The sequence below is a fragment of the Nocardia sputi genome (assembly GCF_023501985.1).
On the sequence record NZ_JAMFLC010000021.1, the window covers coordinates 14,361 to 32,845 of the forward strand.

18 protein-coding genes are annotated in these 18,485 nt (G+C 68.5%); 15 read left to right on the forward strand and 3 right to left on the reverse strand.

Features of this window, described 5'->3' with window-relative positions; all coding sequences use genetic code 11:
- Positions 1-2: 2 nt before the first annotated feature.
- Entirely contained in the window at positions 3-470 is a 468-nt protein-coding gene (locus M8859_RS26045) for a hypothetical protein (protein ID WP_159926206.1), read from the reverse strand.
- A 573-nt stretch (positions 471-1,043) separates the two neighbouring features.
- Here M8859_RS26045 and M8859_RS26050 point away from each other — a divergent pair.
- The 5 genes from M8859_RS26050 to M8859_RS26070 all read left to right on the forward strand — a co-directional run bounded on the left by M8859_RS26050 (position 1,044) and on the right by M8859_RS26070 (position 4,738).
- A complete protein-coding gene (locus M8859_RS26050; RefSeq protein ID WP_159926205.1) occupies positions 1,044-1,667 on the forward strand; it encodes a riboflavin synthase in 624 nt (207 codons plus the stop codon).
- 205 nt (positions 1,668-1,872) lie between these two features.
- Positions 1,873-3,117: a bifunctional 3,4-dihydroxy-2-butanone-4-phosphate synthase/GTP cyclohydrolase II gene (locus tag M8859_RS26055; RefSeq protein WP_159926204.1), complete on the forward strand. Its 1,245-nt coding sequence runs from the start codon at positions 1,873-1,875 to the stop codon at positions 3,115-3,117.
- A gap of 30 nt (positions 3,118-3,147) precedes the next feature.
- Complete coding sequence (ribH, locus tag M8859_RS26060) at positions 3,148-3,627, forward strand: 6,7-dimethyl-8-ribityllumazine synthase (protein ID WP_159926202.1); 480 nt, start codon at positions 3,148-3,150, stop codon at positions 3,625-3,627.
- Between the two features lie 2 nt (positions 3,628-3,629).
- Positions 3,630-4,130, forward strand: coding sequence for a PH domain-containing protein (locus tag M8859_RS26065; protein WP_159926200.1), 501 nt, complete (start codon positions 3,630-3,632; stop codon positions 4,128-4,130).
- A 68-nt stretch (positions 4,131-4,198) separates the two neighbouring features.
- The gene (locus M8859_RS26070; protein WP_159926199.1) at positions 4,199-4,738 is read left to right on the forward strand and encodes a GNAT family N-acetyltransferase; all 540 of its coding nucleotides are present in this window, start codon (positions 4,199-4,201) and stop codon (positions 4,736-4,738) included.
- Between the two features lie 96 nt (positions 4,739-4,834).
- On the opposite strand, the gene M8859_RS26075 is transcribed toward M8859_RS26070, so the two are convergent.
- Positions 4,835-6,787: a gamma-glutamyltransferase family protein gene (locus tag M8859_RS26075; RefSeq protein ID WP_372492942.1), complete on the reverse strand. Its 1,953-nt coding sequence runs from the start codon at positions 6,785-6,787 to the stop codon at positions 4,835-4,837.
- A gap of 151 nt (positions 6,788-6,938) precedes the next feature.
- Between M8859_RS26075 and M8859_RS26080 the strand changes: the two genes are divergently transcribed.
- From M8859_RS26080 to M8859_RS26125, 10 genes are all read left to right on the forward strand, one after another.
- Positions 6,939-7,628 carry an HAD family hydrolase gene (locus M8859_RS26080; protein WP_159926195.1) on the forward strand — a complete coding sequence of 230 codons (690 nt, stop codon included), beginning with the start codon at positions 6,939-6,941 and terminating at the stop codon, positions 7,626-7,628.
- Between the two features lie 155 nt (positions 7,629-7,783).
- Positions 7,784-8,209, forward strand: a complete 426-nt coding sequence (locus tag M8859_RS26085) for a hypothetical protein (protein WP_159926193.1) — start codon at positions 7,784-7,786, stop codon at positions 8,207-8,209.
- 121 nt (positions 8,210-8,330) lie between these two features.
- Positions 8,331-10,340 (forward strand): excinuclease ABC subunit UvrC, encoded by a 2,010-nt coding sequence (gene uvrC, locus M8859_RS26090; protein WP_195140067.1) that lies wholly within the window; start codon positions 8,331-8,333, stop codon positions 10,338-10,340.
- Positions 10,341-10,453: 113 nt separating this feature from the next.
- Entirely contained in the window at positions 10,454-11,434 is a 981-nt protein-coding gene (rapZ, locus tag M8859_RS26095; RefSeq protein ID WP_159926189.1) for an RNase adapter RapZ, read from the forward strand.
- Entirely contained in the window at positions 11,431-12,477 is a 1,047-nt protein-coding gene (locus M8859_RS26100) for a gluconeogenesis factor YvcK family protein (RefSeq protein WP_159926187.1), read from the forward strand. Before rapZ ends, M8859_RS26100 begins: the two co-directional genes overlap by 4 nt.
- Positions 12,468-13,451 carry a DNA-binding protein WhiA gene (gene whiA / locus M8859_RS26105; protein ID WP_159837678.1) on the forward strand — a complete coding sequence of 328 codons (984 nt, stop codon included), beginning with the start codon at positions 12,468-12,470 and terminating at the stop codon, positions 13,449-13,451. Before M8859_RS26100 ends, whiA begins: the two co-directional genes overlap by 10 nt.
- A 211-nt stretch (positions 13,452-13,662) precedes the next feature.
- Positions 13,663-14,682, forward strand: coding sequence for a type I glyceraldehyde-3-phosphate dehydrogenase (gap, locus tag M8859_RS26110; RefSeq protein ID WP_195140069.1), 1,020 nt, complete (start codon positions 13,663-13,665; stop codon positions 14,680-14,682).
- Between the two features lie 5 nt (positions 14,683-14,687).
- The gene (locus tag M8859_RS26115) at positions 14,688-15,902 is read left to right on the forward strand and encodes a phosphoglycerate kinase (RefSeq protein ID WP_249644940.1); all 1,215 of its coding nucleotides are present in this window, start codon (positions 14,688-14,690) and stop codon (positions 15,900-15,902) included.
- A gap of 2 nt (positions 15,903-15,904) precedes the next feature.
- Positions 15,905-16,690 (forward strand): triose-phosphate isomerase, encoded by a 786-nt coding sequence (tpiA, locus tag M8859_RS26120; RefSeq protein ID WP_159926181.1) that lies wholly within the window; start codon positions 15,905-15,907, stop codon positions 16,688-16,690.
- A 142-nt stretch (positions 16,691-16,832) separates the two neighbouring features.
- Entirely contained in the window at positions 16,833-17,486 is a 654-nt protein-coding gene (locus tag M8859_RS26125; protein WP_195071329.1) for a DUF1579 family protein, read from the forward strand.
- 9 nt (positions 17,487-17,495) lie between these two features.
- Here the strand turns inward: M8859_RS26125 and M8859_RS26130 are convergent, their stop codons facing one another.
- Positions 17,496-18,278, reverse strand: coding sequence for an META domain-containing protein (locus M8859_RS26130; protein ID WP_159926177.1), 783 nt, complete (start codon positions 18,276-18,278; stop codon positions 17,496-17,498).
- Positions 18,279-18,485 lie beyond the last annotated feature (207 nt).

Genomic DNA, 18,485 nt, shown 5'->3' on the forward strand with positions numbered 1-18,485 from the left:
TGTCAGGCCCTGGTTTTGCGCGGGGCGACCGCGCGGATCGTCTCGATCACAACGCTGAGCGGCGGACGGCGGGCTCCTGCCTCGGGCGAGCGGATCCACACGCGGTATCCGGTGCGCTCGTCGTCCGGCGAGGGCAGTACCACCTGGCTGCCCGCGCAGGCCACCGCCGCGTACAGGCGGAACAATTCGGCCGAGATCGGCGGCCTGAACGCGTCGGGCCCGGCGGGGCCGGTGAGGAAGGTCCAGTGCCTCGCGCGGGGGTGCTCGACGACCGGGCCGGCGATGCCGACCTGGACGAGTCGCCGCAACACCTGTTCGCCGAGTTCGGCGGGCATGGTGACGGCGCCGTAGTCGATGCCGATGTGCAGGAGAATGCGATGCGAACCGGGATCCATCGATACCGGCAGCTGGAATTCGCGGCGGTAGCGTTGGCAGCGAAGTTCCGGCGTCGAATCGAGAAATGTGGTCACACCGCGCCCCCAACTGTGTCCGGCCCGAATTGTCCCACTGTGTTCTCCGGCTTTCTCGAGGAGTGGACATCATGCGGCGGGCTGCGCGGTCCGTAGGCCGTGTGCCCTGGTACAGCGTCCGATCGAACTGCTCGTGCGGAAAGTTGAACGTGAGAAGTCAGCCGCATAACGATATCGCTTCCCACGTCTTCGACGCGCGGAATCTCCGTTATAGCAGTGTTTCGTTAGGGTATCGACTATAAATCGGCAACCCCCTTCGGGGTGAATTAATTCGCACAGTACAGCGAATTCCCTCGAATGATTACTTGAACCTGTGCCGCCCGCCGAGCGCGGCCGGTGTGGACATATTTCGTTCCATTCTCGATGGGACCGACCGGTTCCAGCATCCCCGGCGTGGCCTGCGGTCTGCTTTTCGCCGAGCACGCCGGAGTGTCATCGCGTCGCGTGACCGGTCCGGGACGCCGCTGTCTCCTGCGACCGCGCGTCATTAGGGTGAGGAGACCAGGGAATAGCAGCCGGGCCCCGCGCTGTTCCGCAACCGGAAGACAACGACGCGACAGGGAGTCAGAGCACATGTTCACAGGCATCGTCGAGGAACTCGGCGAAATCGTCGCCAGCGAGCAGCTGACCGACGCCGCGCGGCTGACGATCAAGGGCAAGCTGGTGACCTCCGATGCCGGACACGGTGATTCGATCGCCGTGAACGGGGTGTGCCTGACCGTCGTGGAGGTGCTCGGCGGCGACTCGTTCACCGTCGATGTCATGGCGGAGACGCTCAACCGGTCCGGAATCGGCAAGCTGGACGTCGGTTCGAAAGTGAATCTCGAGCGCGCCGCCGCGTTGAACAGCAGGCTGGGCGGCCACCTGGTCCAGGGACATGTCGACGGCACCGGCACCGTGCTCTCGCGCACCCCGTCGGAGAACTGGGACGTGGTCCGGATCTCGCTGCCGGAGAACCTGGCCCGCTACGTCGTGGAGAAGGGTTCGATCACCGTCGACGGCATCTCGCTCACCGTCTCGGGACTCGGTGTCTCCGACGAGCCCGCCGAGACCGGCAGTCGGGACTGGTTCGAGGTCTCCCTGATCCCCACCACCCTCTCGCTGACCAATCTCGGCTTCGCCACCGTCGGCACCACCGTCAACCTGGAAGTCGACGTGATCGCCAAATACGTCGAACGCCTCCAACAGCGCGGCTAGCCGGGACCGCCCGCTCGCCGAGTGCGCGGCGGCGAGCGCGATAGCCCCTTCCGGTTCCGGGGAGCTCCGGGATGGCGGAGCGTGCCGGCGTCTGCGACGCGATGGTGAGCATGGGAGGTCGCCGGACACACGCAGCGCCGCGGGCGCCGCAAAACCAACCCAGTACTGTGGTGAGGCACCTATTTCGAGATGGAGCACAGCAGACGTGACCAGGTTCGACAGCATCGAGCGCGCAGTCGCCGACATCGCCGCCGGTAAGGCGGTCGTCGTCGTCGACGACGAGGACCGTGAGAACGAGGGCGACCTCATCTTCGCGGCGGAGAAGGCCACTCCGGAACTGGTCGCCTTCATGATCCGCTACACCTCCGGTTACATCTGTGTGCCGCTCACGGGCGACGATTGCGATCGGCTCGGCTTGCCTCCGATGTACGCGATGAACCAGGACAAGCACGGCACCGCCTACACCGTCTCGGTGGACGCGCGCGAAGGCATCACGACCGGCATCTCCGGCGCCGATCGCGCCACCACCATGCGGCTGCTTGCCGACGCCGACGCCAAGGCCGACGATTTCACCCGGCCGGGGCACGTGGTGCCGCTGCGCGCCAAGGATGGCGGTGTGCTGCGCAGGCCCGGCCACACCGAGGCGGCCGTGGATCTTTCCCGGATGGCAGGCCTGCGTCCGGCGGGCGTGATCTGCGAGATCGTCAGCCAGAAGGACGAGGGCCACATGGCCCGCACCGAGGAGCTGCGCGTCTTCGCCGACGAGCACGAGCTGGCGATGATCTCGATCGCCGACATGATCGCGTGGCGGCGCAAGCACGAGAAGCACGTGGTGCGCGTCGCCGAGGCACGTATCCCCACCGCGCACGGCGAGTTCATGGCCGTGGGCTATCAGAGCATCTACGACGAGGTCGAGCACGTCGCGCTGGTGCGCGGTGACATCAGCGACGGCGAGGACGTCTTGGTGCGGGTGCACTCGGAGTGCCTGACCGGTGACGTGTTCGGGTCGCTGCGCTGCGATTGCGGTCCGCAGCTGGACGCGGCGTTGGAGATGGTCGCGGCCGAGGGCCGCGGTGTGGTGCTGTACATGCGTGGTCACGAGGGGCGCGGCATCGGTCTGATGCACAAGTTGCAGGCATACCAGCTGCAGGATTCCGGCCACGACACGGTCGACGCGAATCTGGAGCTGGGGCTGCCCGCGGATGCCCGCGACTATGGCACGGGCGCGCAGATCCTGGTGGATCTGGGTATTCGCTCGATGCGGCTGCTCACCAACAACCCGGCCAAGCGGGTCGGTTTGGACGGCTATGGTTTGCGGATCACCGAGCGGGTGCCGATGCCGCTGCGCGCCAATGCGGAGAACCTGCGCTACTTGCGCACCAAGCGGGACCGGATGGGGCACGACCTGATCGGCCTCGACGAGCTCGATCTCGGCGAGACGGCGCACTGAATTGCGAGCGGACCGGAAAGGCGGACAACGATGAGCGGTACCGGGGTACCGACCTTCGCGCTGGCCGACGCCAAGGACCTCACCTTGGGCATCGTCGCCTCGCGCTGGCACACCCAGATCTGCGACACCCTGGTCGCGAACGCCGAGCGAGTGGCCAAGGACGCGGGCGTCCAGCAGATCACGGTGGTGCGCTGCGCCGGCGCCATGGAGCTGCCGGTGGTGGCCCAGGAGCTGGCCAAGTCGCACGACGCGGTGGTGGCGCTCGGAGTGGTGATCCGGGGTGACACGCCGCATTTCGAGTACGTCTGCGACGCGGTGACCGCGGGACTCACCCGTGTCTCGCTGGACGAGGGCACGCCGGTCGCGAACGGGGTGCTGACCACCAACAACGAGCAGCAGGCCCTGGATCGGGCCGGGCTGCCGGAATCGCCCGAGAACAAGGGGGAGCAGGCGGCGGCCGCGGCGTTGGACGCCGCGCTGACGCTGCGCGCCCTGCGGCAGTCCGCGTAGCCATGCCGGTCGTCCGTATCTTCCGGAGGAACGCAGGCTCGGCCGCGGTGGCCGGCGATGCGCCCGAGTGGGAGTTCGAGGTGCGTCCCCGGCGCGCGGTGCGGACGGCCTGGGTCGTGGCGGTGCTGATCGCGGCCGCGTTCACGGCGGGCGGTCTCTTGCTGCGTACCGGGTCCACCGGTGTCAACTTCCGGGTCGCCGATCAGATCGCGATGATCGGGATCGGCGTACTCGGCGCCGCCGCGGTGCTGCTGCTGACCAGGCCGCGGGTACGGGTCGGGGCGCGGGGTGTGTCGGTGCGGAACGTTCTGGGCGACAACGACTTTCCGTGGGACTACATTAGAGGCGTCTCGTTCCCGGATCGAAAGTCGTGGGCCCGCCTCGAGCTGGTCGACGACGACTACGTGCCGATGCTGGCGATCCGCTCGAACGACAAGGAGCACGCGGCGCGGGCGATGGCTCGGCTGCGTGAACTCGGCGAGAAGTATTCCGGAAGCAAGTGAACTGGTGAGGTACCCGCCCCGCCCCGACCGCTTCGCCAGGGCCGGAATGCTGGTTTAGCCTCGTCGGTATGGAACCAGGCGCGTTCGTTCTCGCGGCGGCTTTCGCGGACGATCCGCTGATGACCTACTTCTGGCCGGGTTCGCCGCGCCGCCGAAAAGCGTTGCCGCTGTTCTGGGAGTCGCGCATCGCGTCGCGCAGGAAGAAGGGACTGGTCGACTTCGCGCACGACCAGGAAGGCACCCTCGCCTGCGTGGCGCTATGGGAGCCCGCGCACCTGGTGGCGCCGACAGTGAAGCCGGTGACCCTGCTACGAGCGTTGGGCGCGAGCACGGCGCGTGCGCTTGCCGCCGGGCGGCAGATGGAGCACGCGCGACCGGCCACGCCGCACCTGTACCTGGCCGCGATCGGGACGCTGCCCGGCGCGCAGGGGTACGGTATGGCGACCGCGTTGCTCGAGCGGCGGCTGTCGGAAGCAGAGCACGACTGTTTCCTGATCTCGAACACCAGCGGCACCGTGCCCTTCTACGAGCGATTCGGGTTCGAGCGGCAGGGGGAGCTGAGGATCGGCTCCGGTCCGGTGGTGTATCCGATGGTGCGTTCGAAGTGACCTCGCCGTCGCGGCCGGCATGCCGATTCTCGACATGTCAAGCCTCGGATGGTGCTGGTCAACGGATACCGCGACCTGTCCCGCTGTGGTAACCGATCACTGGGAGTCGCCGAGGACGGCCCCCTCTCGGCGGGGGTCCGCGCCTCCGATCCAGCCGTCCGCGCCGTTGCGTTTGAGAGCGCTGAGGCCGCTGACCTGTGGTGCGACGGAGACCTGATGACCCAGCTCACGTAGTCGGCGCACGAGCGGGTCGTGGTCACCGTTGTCGGCGGCGTCGATCGCGGGGTGCTCACCACCGATGCCGGTGGACGGGCTGTTCCCGGCGCCGAACGCGACCGCGGAGACCGCCTGCTGCGGGTCCAGACCCCAGTCGAACATGTTGACCAGCGTTTTCACCACGAACTGGATGATCACCGAACCGCCGGGCGAGCCCGCGACATGGGTGAGCTCGCCGCGCGAGCCGTCGGGGGCCTTGCCGAAGACCAGCGTCGGGCTCATCGAACTACGCGGGCGTTTACCGGGCTGGATCCGGTTGGCCACCGGCACGCCGTCGGCGCCCAGCGGATCGGCGTTGAAGTCGGTGAGCTGATTGTTCAGCACGAATCCGTCGACTACGTGGAACGAACCGAACGCCGACTCGACGGTGGTGGTCATCGCCGCGGCGTTGCCGTACCGGTCGACCACCGAGATGTGGCTGGTGCCGTGCTCGGGCGGCTGCGGGCCGACGCCCAGCGGCACGGGGCCGAAGTCACCCGGCTGCGCGGTGCCCATGCTGCGGTTCGGATCGATCAGCCCGGCGCGCTGCCGCAGGTAATCGCGGTTCAGCAGGGTTTGTGCCGAATTGCCCGGCAGCGGGATGAAATCGGTGTCGGCGACGTACTTGTTGCGGTCGGCGTAGGCGAGGCGTTCGGCCTCCGAGATCAGGTGCACGGCCTGCGGGTCGGGCTTGCCGCCGTTGCGGTCGATGTCGTCCGGCCGCATGGTGGCCAGGTCGAAGTTCTCCAGGATGCCCAGAATCGAGGCGACGGTGATGCCACCCGAGGAGGGGCTGGGCATGCCGCAGATCTCGTGCCCGCGGTAGCCCGTGCACAGTGCGGTGCGCTTCTTCGCCTGATAGCCGGACAAGTCCTCGACCGTCAGCTGGCCAGGGGTGCGCCCGCCGGAGGCTCGGTTCGCGGCCGCGACGATGTCCCGGGCGATGGCGCCGGTATAGAAGGCCTGCGCTCCCTCCGTGGCGACGGCGCCGAGCGTCTTCGCCATGGCCGGGTTGGTGAGCACGGTCTCTGCGGCCTTCGGGCTGCCGTCCGGGTTGAGGAAATAAGCCTTGGCGTCCTCGTCCGCCGCGAGGTCCTTCGCCGACTCCGCGATCTGCCCCGCGAGGCGAGGGCTGATCGGGAAGCCCTGATCGGCCAGTCCGATGGCGGGGTCGAACAGCTCGCGCCACGCGGTCTTGCCATGATCGCGGTGCGCGAGCTCGAGCATGCGCAGCACACCGGGCACGCCGATGGAGCGGCCGCTGGCCCGCGTGTTCGGCTTCGGCTCGGTGCGGTCGGTATCGCTGATCCAGCGCAGGTAGTTCTCGGTCGCCGCCGCCGGGGCCACCTCTCGGCCGTCGTAGGCGTCCACGGTCTTGGTGTTCGCGTCGTAGTAGAGCAGGAACGCGCCGCCGCCGATACCGGAGGCCTGCGGTTCGACGAGGCCCAGCACCGTTTGGGCCGCGATCAGGGCGTCGGCCGCGGTGCCGCCGTCGCGCAGGACCTCGCACGCGGCCTTGGTGGATACGGGGTTGGCCGTCGACACCGCGAAGGTGTGCGTGCGCACCGGCGTCATGTTCGAGCGATAGCCGGTCGCTATTTCCGGGTTGGTGCTCAGATCCTTGGTGCCGCTGCCCGCCGGGCCCGTCGCGGTGGACGTGACCGGTGTGCCGTTGGGAACCGTCGCGCAGACACCGCCCGCCTGGCTCTCCTCGGTCGAACAGGCGGTAGCCATTCCGATGGTGAGTGCGAACGCCGCCGCGGCGGCGACCCGAGTTCCTCGCTTGCGGCCCATGCCCGGACTCTAACGTCCAGCACCGACAGCCGCGCCGGTTTCCTTCCCACGGGCGAAATCCTCCTGGCCGCAGTGTGTGTCGCGATCGAGCCCGCCGGGATCATGTCACGTGGACCGGCGATCCGGGGCGAACCGTCGGTAGGCTGGCCGGATGGCGATCGAGGCGGTGCTGTTCGACTTCTCCGGCACCTTGTTCCGGCTGGAAGCCGACGAGTCGTGGTACTCGGATCTGACCCGGCCGGACGGGCGGGCCTTCGACGTGGACGAGAAGGCCGAGATCATGCGGCGGATGACGGCGCCGGTCGACCACATCGCCGAATTCGACGCCGAGGCGCAGTACGCGTGGGACAACCGGGACCTGGATCCGGCGCTGCACCGCAAGGTGATGATGACGGTGCTGCGCCAGTCGGGTGTGCCCACCGACGAGGACGCCGAACGACTCTACGCACGGCTGCTCGATCCGCTGGAGTGGATGCCGTATCCGGACAGCGAGGCCGTTCTCGATCTCCTGGCGGCACAGGAGGTTCCGGTGGCGGTGGTGAGCAACATCCCGTTCGACATCCGTCCGTCGTTCGCTGCGCGCGGCTGGGACCGGCTGGTCGGGGCGTTCACCCTCTCCTATGAGGTCGGCGCCATGAAACCCGATCCGGAGATCTTCCATGCCGCCTTGGGCGAACTGGGCGTGCCCGCCGAGGCGGCTCTGATGATCGGCGACAGCGCCGAGGCGGACGGCGGCGCCGAAGCCCTGGGCAGCCGATTCGCCCTGGTGGAGGCCCTGCCCACCGCCGAGCGTCCGGATGCGTTGCTGGCGGCCCTGCGGCGGCACGGTCTGGTGGAGTAGCTCCTCGTCCGGACGATGCGCGCGCCCCGTCGGTTCTTTCGTCGAAGTCCGAGTTCGTCGAAGTACGAGTTGTCCGGGATGTCACCGTGTTACCGTGCGATTCCGGCGTGTTCGTCCAGCGCGCCGGAACGTTCGGTACCAACGGGGGTACGGCTGTGAGCTTGGCGTTTTCGGGTGAGGAGCCGTCCATCGGTGTGGAAACCACCATGCCGGAGGCGGTTCGGGACGTGCGGGAAGCCGTCGCGGGTATGGCGGGATTCGGCCTGGCCTATCCGGTGCTCATGAATCTGACGCGCGGCGACGACGCGGCCGCCACGGCGTCCGTCCAGTTCTGCGTGGCCTGGGCTCTCGGTCTGCTCGTGCTCGGGTTCGCCGAGGGAGCGCACCCCGTGCGCCGCCTGACGATCACGCTCGCGATCCTGCAGGCCGTCGTCGGGTGCTGGGCGATCAGGGACCTCGAGACCGTACCGCCCGCCGTCGGCCTCGTCGCCGCCGGGTACTCGCTCGCCACCTCCGTAGCCGTCGTGCGCCTGCTGTGCCGCCCGGATGCCAAGGCCTGGTTCGGCGTCCGCGTACCGTGAGCCGTCCGGCAGCGCTGCCGTGGGCGGGTGGTAGTCGGCGGTCTCCGGGATCTGTCGAACCTCGCTCGGGCCGGATGGGCGGTGGACGAACTGTGTCCGACCGCGTCGATAGGCTGGATGGGTGGCAGATCCAGCGACGTACCGGCCCGCGCCGGGCACGATTCCCGTCGAACCCGGTGTCTACAAGTTCCGGGACGCCCATCGGCAGGTCATCTACGTCGGCAAGGCCAAGAGCCTGCGCAGCAGGCTGAACTCGTACTTCGCCGACGTCGCCGGTCTGCACCCGCGTACCAGGCAGATGGTCACCACGGCCGCGAGCGTCGAGTGGACGGTCGTCTCCACCGAGGTGGAGGCGCTGCAGCTGGAATACAACTGGATCAAGGAGTTCGATCCGCGGTTCAACGTCCGCTACCGCGACGACAAGTCCTACCCGGTGCTCGCGGTCACTCTGAACGAGGAGTACCCGCGGTTGTTCGTCTACCGCGGCGCGCGGCGCAAAGGCGTCCGCTACTTCGGCCCGTTCGCGCACGCCTGGGCCATCCGCGAGACGCTCGATCTGCTGCTGCGGGTGTTCCCGGCGCGCACCTGCTCCAACGGAGTCTTCCGGCGGCACCACCAGATCGGGCGTCCCTGCCTGCTCGGCTACATCGACAAGTGCTCCGCGCCGTGCGTCGGGCGGGTGAGCGCCGAGGAGCACCGCGCGATCGTCGAGGACTTCTGCGACTTCCTCGCCGGCCGCACCGACCGCTTGGTCCGGGAGCTGGAGCGCCGCATGCACGAGGCCGCCGAAGACCTGGACTTCGAATCCGCCGCCCGGCTGCGCGACGACGTGCAGGCGCTGCGGCGCGCGCTGGAGAAGCAGGCGGTGGTGCTCGGCACGGGCACCGACGCCGACGTGATCGCTTTCGCCACCGACGAGCTGGAGGTGGCGGTGCAGGTCTTCCACGTGCGCGACGGCCGGGTGCGCGGGCAGCGCGGGTGGGTGGTCGACAAATCGGGTGACGCGGTCGACGTCCCGGAGGCGGGCGGCGAGCTCGCCGCGCTGGTCGAGCAGTTCCTCACCCAGTTCTACGGCGAGCAGGTGACGGTGGCCGAGCAGGCCGCCGACGAGCAACCCGCCGCCGTGGTGCCCCGCGAAGTGCTCGTGCCCGAGCTGCCCGCCGACGTCGAGGAGGTCCAGCAGTGGCTGTCGGGGTTGCGCGGCGCGGCGGTGAAGGTGCGCGTGCCCCAGCGTGGGGACAAGAAGGCGCTCGCCGAGACCGTGCAGCGCAACGCGATGGAGGCGCTGGCCCAGCACAAGCTCAAGCGGGCGGGGGATCTGACGTCCAGATCCCAAGCGCTGCAAGAGATCCAGGACGCGCTGGAACTCGACTCCGCGCCGCTGCGCATCGAGTGCGTGGACGTCAGCCATGTGCAGGGCACGGACGTGGTCGCCTCGCTCGTGGTCTTCGAAGACGGTCTGGCCCGCAAGTCCGATTACCGCCACTACACGATCCGGGAAGCGGCAGGCGACGGCCGCTCCGACGACGTCGGCAGCATCGCCGAGGTGACTCGCCGCCGGTTCTTCAAATTGCGCCGCGAGCGCGACGCGATGGAGCAGGAAGACCTCGCCGCGACCGGAAGCGACGACGACGCGCTCGAGCTGATCTCCCGGCCGGGTATCGACCCCCGCACCGGACGCCCGCGCAAGTTCTCCTATCCGCCCAACCTCTACGTCGTCGACGGCGGCGCGCCCCAGGTCGCCGCCGCCGCGGAGGTGCTCGACGAGTTGGGCATCACCGACGTCGCGGTGATCGGTCTGGCCAAACGGCTCGAGGAAGTATGGGTGCCCGGCGAGAGCGACCCGGTGATCCTGCCGCGCAACAGCGAGGCGCTGTATCTGCTGCAACGGGTCCGCGACGAGGCGCACCGTTTCGCCATCACCTTCCATCGCAGCAAACGCTCGCGCCGGATGACCGCCTCGGCGTTGGACTCGGTGCCGGGTCTCGGCACGGCGCGCCGGACCGCGCTGGTTACCCATTTCGGGTCGGTCGCCAAGCTGAAGCAGGCGACGGTCGAAGAGATCACCGAGGTGCCCGGCATCGGGTTGGCGACCGCGAAAGCGGTCCTTGCGGCCCTCGAGTCCGAATAGTCAGTCGACAGTGCACCGGAAGATTCGGTTTCGCGTACGTTGTGTGTCTGCGGCCGATACCGAAACCGGTGCGCGATGATCGGAAGGCACCCCAGAGACGGATCCGGTAGGACATGACACGCGTCGAATCGAACAGCAGTGCGGGCAGTCCGCCGACGAGTGCGGGACGAGTGGCCTCGTCCGGCGCCGTCGGCGGAGCGAACTCGCAGGTCGAGGTCGTGATCGTCACCGGGCTCTCGGGCGCGGGCCGCGGCACCGCGGCCCGAGTGCTCGAGGACCTCGGCTGGTACGTGGCCGACAACCTGCCGCCCGAGCTGTTCGGGCGGATGGTCGAACTCGGTGCTTCCGCGAAGCCGCCGATCCGCCGCCTCGCGCTGGTCATGGACGTGCGCAGCCGGTTCTTCACCGGCGATCTGTCGGGGGTCACCGACCAGTTGCGAACTCTCGGCGTGCGCACCAGGGTCCTGTTCCTCGAGGCCTCCGACGACGTGCTGATCCGCCGCTTCGGCTTCGCGCGGCGCAGGCATCCGTTGCAGAGCGAGAGCAAGGACGGCACGTTGTCGGCGGGTATCGCCGCCGAACGGGTGCGGCTGTCCGCCGTGAAGGCCGCCGCCGATGTGGTGATCGACACCACCGAGCTGTCCATCCATCAGTTGCACCGCAAGATGGAAGAGGCCTATGGCGGCGGCGCGCCGAGCGCGTTGCAGCTCACCGTGCAGTCCTTCGGCTTCAAGTACGGGGTTCCGCTGGACGCCGACATGGTGTTGGATGTGCGTTTTCTACCCAATCCGCATTGGATACCGGAGTTGCGGGAACACACCGGTCAGGAGACCGTGGTCAGCGAGTACGTGTTGTCGCGCCCCGGCGCGGACGACTACCTGCGTACCTGCCACCACCTGGTCGAGCTGACCACGAACGGTTACCGCCAAGAGGGGAAGCGATACATGACGGTCGCAGTGGGCTGCACCGGAGGCAAGCACCGAAGCGTCGCGATTGCCGAGGCGCTCGGCGAGTTGATGAGCGAGGTCACCGGCGGGCCGGAGGAATCCGCCGACGTGGTCCGGGTGGTCCATCGAGACCTGGGGCGCGAATGACCGGCTGGGAATCGAATCCCAGCATCGTCGCGCTGGGTGGTGGACACGGCCTGTACGCGACACTGACCGCAGTGCGGCGGCTGACCAGGAAGATCTGCGCGGTGGTCACCGTCGCCGATGACGGCGGCTCCTCGGGCCGGCTACGCGCGGAGCTGGGGGTGCTGCCCCCGGGAGATCTCCGGATGGCGCTGGCCGCCTTGGCCGCGGACGCCGACGGCGTCTGGACCCGGACGGTCCAGCATCGTTTCGGCGGGACCGGCGCTCTGGCCGGGCACTCCGTGGGCAACCTGATCCTGGCCGGGCTCACCGAGGTGCTCGGCGATCCGGTCGCCGCGCTCGACGAAGTCGCCCGCATGTTGCGCATCACCGGACGGGTGCTCCCCATGTCGCCGATCGCGCTCGATATCGAGGCGGATGTCTCTGGGCTGGAGGCGGATCCACGGGTGAGCCGTTGCATTCGCGGTCAAGTTGCCATCGCGACGACGCCGGGTAAGGTGCGGCGAGTGCGGCTGATTCCGTCCGATCCACCGGCCAGTCCGGAGGCGACCTCGGCGATCGAACACGCGGATGTCGTGGTCCTCGGCCCGGGATCGTGGTTCACCAGCGTGATTCCGCACGTCCTCGTCCCGGAACTACGGGAAGCCCTGGTATACACCAGGGCACGGAAAGTGCTCGTGCTCAACCTCGCCGCGGAACCGGGGGAGACCGCGGGGTTCTCCGCGGAGCGGCATTTGCATGTGCTGTCCCAGCACGCGCCGGAATTCGTCGTCGACGAGGTGCTGGTCGACTCCGGCTCGGTCCCGGAAGGCCGTGAGCGGGAACATGTGGCCAGGGCTGCCGAACAGTTGCGGGCACGAGTAACCTTCTCCGATGTCGCCGAAGCGGGAACCGACCGGCATCACCCCGGAAAGCTTGCCGCCGCACTGGATCAACTGATCCGGCAACCTCGGCCGCAAATGGCAGGGCTTCGAGTCGAGGGACGGCACATGGGTCAGGATGTGCGTTCCGGGTTGGGTGGAAAGGAGCGCGTCCCGTGGCGATGACAGCCGATGTGAAAGACGAGCTGAGCAGGCTCACAGTGTCGCAGGTGAGTTCCCGCAAGGCGGAACTGTCCGCACTGCTGCGTTTCGCGGGCGGCCTGCACATCGTCGGCGGCCGGGTGATCGTCGAGGCCGAGGTGGACATGGGGTCCATCGCGCGCAGGCTGCGCCGGGAGATCTTCGAGCTCTACGGCTACGGCTCCGATGTGCACGTGCTCGGCGCGGGCGGACTGCGCAAGACCTCCCGCTACGTGGTGCGCGTCTCCAAGGAGGGCGAGGCGCTGGCCCGGCAGACCGGACTGCTCGACGTTCGCGGTCGTCCGGTGCGCGGCCTGCCCGCGCAGGTGGTCGGCGGCAGCATCGCCGACGCCGAAGCCGCGTGGCGCGGCGCGTTTCTCGCCCACGGCTCGCTGACCGAACCCGGACGGTCCTCGGCGCTCGAGGTCAGCTGCCCCGGCCCCGAGGCGGCGCTGGCGCTGGTCGGCGCGGCTCGGCGGCTCGGCATCACCGCCAAGGCGCGGGAAGTGCGCGGCACCGACCGCGTGGTGGTGCGCGACGGTGAGGCGATCGGCGCGCTGCTGACCAGGATGGGCGCGCACGGCACCCGGATGGTCTGGGAGGAACGCAGGCTGCGCCGGGAGGTGCGCGCGACCGCGAATCGGCTGGCCAATTTCGACGACGCCAACCTGCGCCGGTCGGCGCGGGCGGCGGTCGCCGCGGCGGCTCGGGTGGAACGCGCGCTGGAGATCCTCAGCGACGACGTGCCCGACCATCTCGCCGCCGCGGGCAAGCTGCGTGTGCAGCACCGGCAGGCGTCGCTGGAGGAACTCGGCCAGCTCGCCGACCCTCCGATGACGAAAGACGCTGTCGCGGGCCGCATTCGGCGGCTGCTGTCGATGGCCGACCGGCGCGCCAAGGAACTGGGCGTCCCGGACACCGAGTCGGCCGTCACGGCCGAACTGCTCGACGAAGCCTGACCTCGGGCTTTCGGTGATTTCCGCGACGATCCCCGCGACGCTGCCCGTCGCGGGGATCGTGGCGTTCCCCGGCTGCCGACTTTGGGTTGGTCGGGCGTCTGACCAGGCAACCCGTCTCGACGAAAGCCAGGTGCGTGTCGGCGGAGGCACGGCAGGGCGTTAGTGTGGGTGGGCATCGGAACGATCCGCTGGAAAGTTGAGGAGCGATAACGTGACTGTCCGGGTAGGCATCAACGGCTTCGGTCGTATCGGACGTAACTTCTTCCGGGCGGTGGAGGCGCAGAAGGCGCTCGGCACCACCGACATCGAGATCGTCGCGGTCAACGACCTCACCGACAACGCGACCCTCGCGACCCTGCTCAAGTACGACTCGATCCTGGGCCGGTTGCCCCAGGATGTCTCGCTCGACGGCGACGACACCATCGTGGTGGGCGACCAGCGGATCAAGGCGCTGGCCATCAAGGAGGGCCCGGCGGCGCTGCCGTGGGGCGATCTGGGCGTCGACGTGGTCGTCGAGTCCACCGGCATCTTCACCGATGCCACCAAGGCCAAGGGCCACCTCGCCGCGGGCGCGAAGAAGGTGATCATCTCCGCTCCGGCCAAGGGCGAGGACATCACCATCGTCATGGGCGTCAACGACGAGAAGTACGACGGCAGCCAGAACATCATCTCGAACGCCTCGTGCACCACCAACTGCCTCGGCCCGCTGGCCAAGGTGCTCAACGACGAGTTCGGCATCGAGCGTGGCCTGATGACCACCATCCATGCCTACACCCAGGACCAGAACCTGCAGGACGGCCCGCACAGCGACCTGCGTCGCGCGCGCGCCGCCGCGCTGAACATCGTGCCCACCGGCACCGGCGCCGCGAAGGCCATCGGCCTGGTGCTGCCCGAGTTGCAGGGCAAGCTGGACGGCTACGCGCTGCGCGTGCCGGTCCCGACGGGCTCGGTCACCGACCTGACCGCCACCCTGCGCAAGTCGGCCACGCTCGAGGAGATCAACGCCGCCTACAAGGCCGCCGCCGAGGGCCCGCTGAAGGGCATCCTCAAGTACAACACCGACCCGATCGTCTCCTCCGACATCGTCACCGACCCGGCCTCGTCGATCTACGACGCGCCGCTGACCAAGGTGATCGACGACCAGGTGAAGGTCGTGTCCTGGTACGACAACGAGTGGGGCTACTCCAACCGTCTCGCCGATCTCATCGGCCTCGTCGGCAAGTCGCTCTGACGCGCATGGCTGTCAAGACACTCGCGGATCTGCTCGGCGAGGGTGTCGAGGGTCGGGGCGTGCTGGTGCGCTCCGACCTGAACGTGCCCCTCGACGACAAAGGACAGATCACCGATCCCGGCCGCATCATCGCCTCGGCGCCGACCATCAAGGCGCTCGCCGAAGCGGGCGCGAAGGTCGTCGTGACCGCGCACCTCGGCCGCCCGAAGGGCGAGCCGGACGCGAAGCTCTCGCTGGCGCCGGTGGCCGCCCGGCTCGCCGAGGAACTGGGCCGCAATGTGCAGCTGGCCGGTGACGTGGTGGGTCAGGACGCGCTCGCGCGGTCCGAGGGCCTCACCGACGGCGACGTGCTGCTGCTGGAGAACATCCGGTTCGACCCGCGTGAGACCAGCAGGGACGACGCGCAGCGGGCCAAGCTGGCCGCCGCGCTGGTCGAGCTCGTCGGCGACGACGGCGCGTTCGTTTCCGACGGTTTCGGTGTGGTGCACCGTAAGCAGGCGTCGGTGTACGACGTCGCCCAGCAGTTGCCGCACTACGCGGGCACGCTGGTCGCGGCCGAGGTCGAGGTGCTGGCCAAGCTGACCGAGAACCCCGACCGGCCGTACGCGGTCGTGCTCGGCGGTTCCAAGGTCTCCGACAAGCTGGCGGTCATCGAGGCGCTCGCGCCGAAGGTCGACACGCTGGTGATCGGAGGCGGCATGTGCTTCACCTTCCTTGCGGCACAGGGCCTCTCGGTGGGCTCCTCATTGCTGCAGGAGGAGATGGTGGACACCTGCAAGCGTCTGCTCGAGCAGTACGCCGACGTCATCCACCTGCCGCGCGACATCGTGGTGGCCGACGCGTTCGCCGCGGACGCGGAGTCGAAAGTTGTTGCTGCACATGAGATCCCGGACGGCTGGCTGGGTCTGGACGTGGGCCCGGACTCGGTGGACCGCTTCGCGGTACTGCTGACCGAGGCGCGCACCGTCTTCTGGAACGGGCCGATGGGTGTGTTCGAGTTCGAGAAGTTCGCCGCGGGCACCCGCGGGGTGGCCGAGGCGATCGTGACCGCGACCGGTAAGGGCGCGTTCACCGTGGTCGGCGGCGGTGATTCGGCCGCGGCCGTGCGCGCGCTCGGGCTGCCGGAGGACGGTTTCTCGCACATCTCCACCGGCGGCGGCGCGTCGCTGGAATACCTGGAGGGCAAGGAACTCCCCGGCATCGCGGTGTTGGAGGGCTGAGCATGGCACGCAAACCGCTCATCGCGGGCAACTGGAAGATGAACCTCAATCACCTCGAGGCCATCGCCCTGGTGCAGAAGATCGCGTTCGCGCTGCCGGAGAAATACTTCGACAAGGTCGACGTGGCGGTGATCCCGCCGTTCACCGACCTGCGCAGCGTGCAGACGCTGGTCGAAGGGGACAAGCTCCTGCTCACCTACGGCGGTCAGGACGTCTCCGTGCACGAGGCGGGCGCCTACACCGGTGAGATCAGCGCGAGCATGCTCGCCAAGCTGGGCTGCACCTTCGTCGTGGTGGGGCACTCCGAACGGCGGCAGTACCACAACGAGGACGACGCCACCGTGCTGGCCAAGGCCAAGCAGGCGTTGAAGCACGGCATCACGCCGATCGTCTGCATCGGTGAGGGCCTGAACATCCGCGATGCCCGAACGCATGTCGAGTACAACCTCGAGCAGCTGCGCGGATCGCTGAAAGGCCTTACGGCGGAGCAGATCTCGAAGATCGTCATCGCCTACGAGCCGGTGTGGGCGATCGGCACCGGCAAGGTGGCCACCCCCGCCGACGCGCAAGAGGTCTGTGGCGCGATCCGCGGGGAGCTGGAGAAGCTCGCCTCGCCGGAGGTGGCTTCGGGGGTCCGCGTGCTCTACGGCGGGTCGGTGAACGCCAAGAACGTCGGAGAACTGGTCGCCCAGACCGATATCGACGGCGCATTGGTCGGCGGCGCTTCGCTCAAGGGTGACGAATTCGCCACCCTCTCCGCGATCGCCGCGGGCGGCCCGCTGCCCTGACCTGGGCATCAGCGCAACAGCCCGGTATCGCTTCCCGCGATACCGGGCTGTGTCGTTTCGCCGACAGTGATCACGGGTGCTCGGCGGCCGGTGCTCGTGCGATGATGGCCGAGCTCGATTCCGTGGCTCGACAAGGACTTTCGTGACTCTTCGCAAGCTGTACACCGCACTTCCGGTCGCGCTGGTCGCGCTGGCCACCCTCGTCGGCTGTTCCGACGATTCGTCGCACGATCACGATCACGCCCATCCCGGCGTGACATCCACCACCGCCGCCGCGGCGGTGCGAACGGAGCAGCAGGACGCGGGACACCGCAGGCTCAATCAGCTGGTGGGGGAGTGGAAGGGCGAGAAGTCGACCTTCGTCGCGGGCGGCACGGCGGACAACCCGATCAAGCGGGAGATCGTCTCGCGCTGGGAGTGGATCGCCGAGACCGGCAACAACTTCCTGCGCGAGGAAGCCGAGGACATCCAGGGAAGCGCCGCCTACTACCGGCTCGGACTGCTCGGATTCTCGCCGACCGACAACCGCTACGAGTGGTCGACCGTCGACAGCATCACGCCGATGACGATGAGCTACAAGGGCGCCAAGGGAAGCGGCGGCGACGCCGAAATCGTCATGGCCGGTGAATTCACCGATCCCGGCGTCCTCGGCGAGCAGTTCATCGGCAAGACGATCGCGATGCGAACCGTGATTCGGCTGGAGTCGGCCGACCGGGTGGTCATGGAAATCTCCTTCACGCCGCCCGGAGAAGCCGAGCGAGTCGCCGATCGCGTCGTGCTCACCCGGCGGAAGTAGTCCGCGCGCTCACTGCGCGTGCAGGACCAGGCCCGCGCCGTTGTCGTTGCGCAGGGTCAGCGTGCCGGCGTCCACCGTGGCGTTCGTCCCGCCGTCCAGAGCGTTCAGGACGGCTTGCTCGACCTCCATCACCTCCGGGGAGCACATCATCTTCGTGGTGGCGATCCGGAAAGTGATCTGCGCACCCGACACCTCGGCGCTGCCGGTCATCTGGTTGCACCCGGCGGCGCCGGAGACGCTGCCGTCCTCGGCGATGGTGAGCGTCGGCCGCGCTTCGTCGAGGGCGCGCGAGCGGACCTGGCTGTTGTCGGTGATGAGCGAGGTGACCCGCCAGGACGTGCCCTTGACGGGCTTGTCCGGCTGAGCGACCTTCTTGTCGAGCAAGGTCACCGTGCGGTCGGCACTGTGCAGGGTCAGGCGCGAGTCGTCGAGCCGCCAGCTGGGCTGAGAGTTCAGCAGGCCGCTGAGCCACTCGTCGGCGCCTCGCCGGTCGTCCTCGCAGGCCATCAGCGTGGTGGCCAGGCCGGAGACGTGCAGAACGTGATCGTCGAGAGTTACCGCGCCGGTGAACTTGTTGCATCCCGCGTCGGCCGCCAGCCGCCCCTCGGTGAAGCTGATCGTCAGCGGCCCGCCGCCGGGAATCGGGGCGCCTTCGACGTTGGTCGAGAGGAAGGTGCGGCCCACCGGAGTCGGCTCGTCGGCGCCGCGGTCGGGTTCCTGGCCCGAGCAGCCCGCGATCGCGCAGAGAGCGAGCAGGACGACCGGTCCCAGTCGCACGAAGTGTGCCGCCATGCGGCGATGCTACCGGCGATTCGTCCGCTGACCTGGATTACGCCGGTCGCGACGGCCTGGCGAGGAGCCCCGAGAAGGATCTTCGCGGCGGGAAACCGAAACTCATGGGATGACTCGTCCGGTGTCGTATTAGTATCTGTGCGTGCACCGATGCTTCCCCATCACCCCGCCGCCCGCCTCCTGAGCGAGGTGTAGATATCCAGCGCG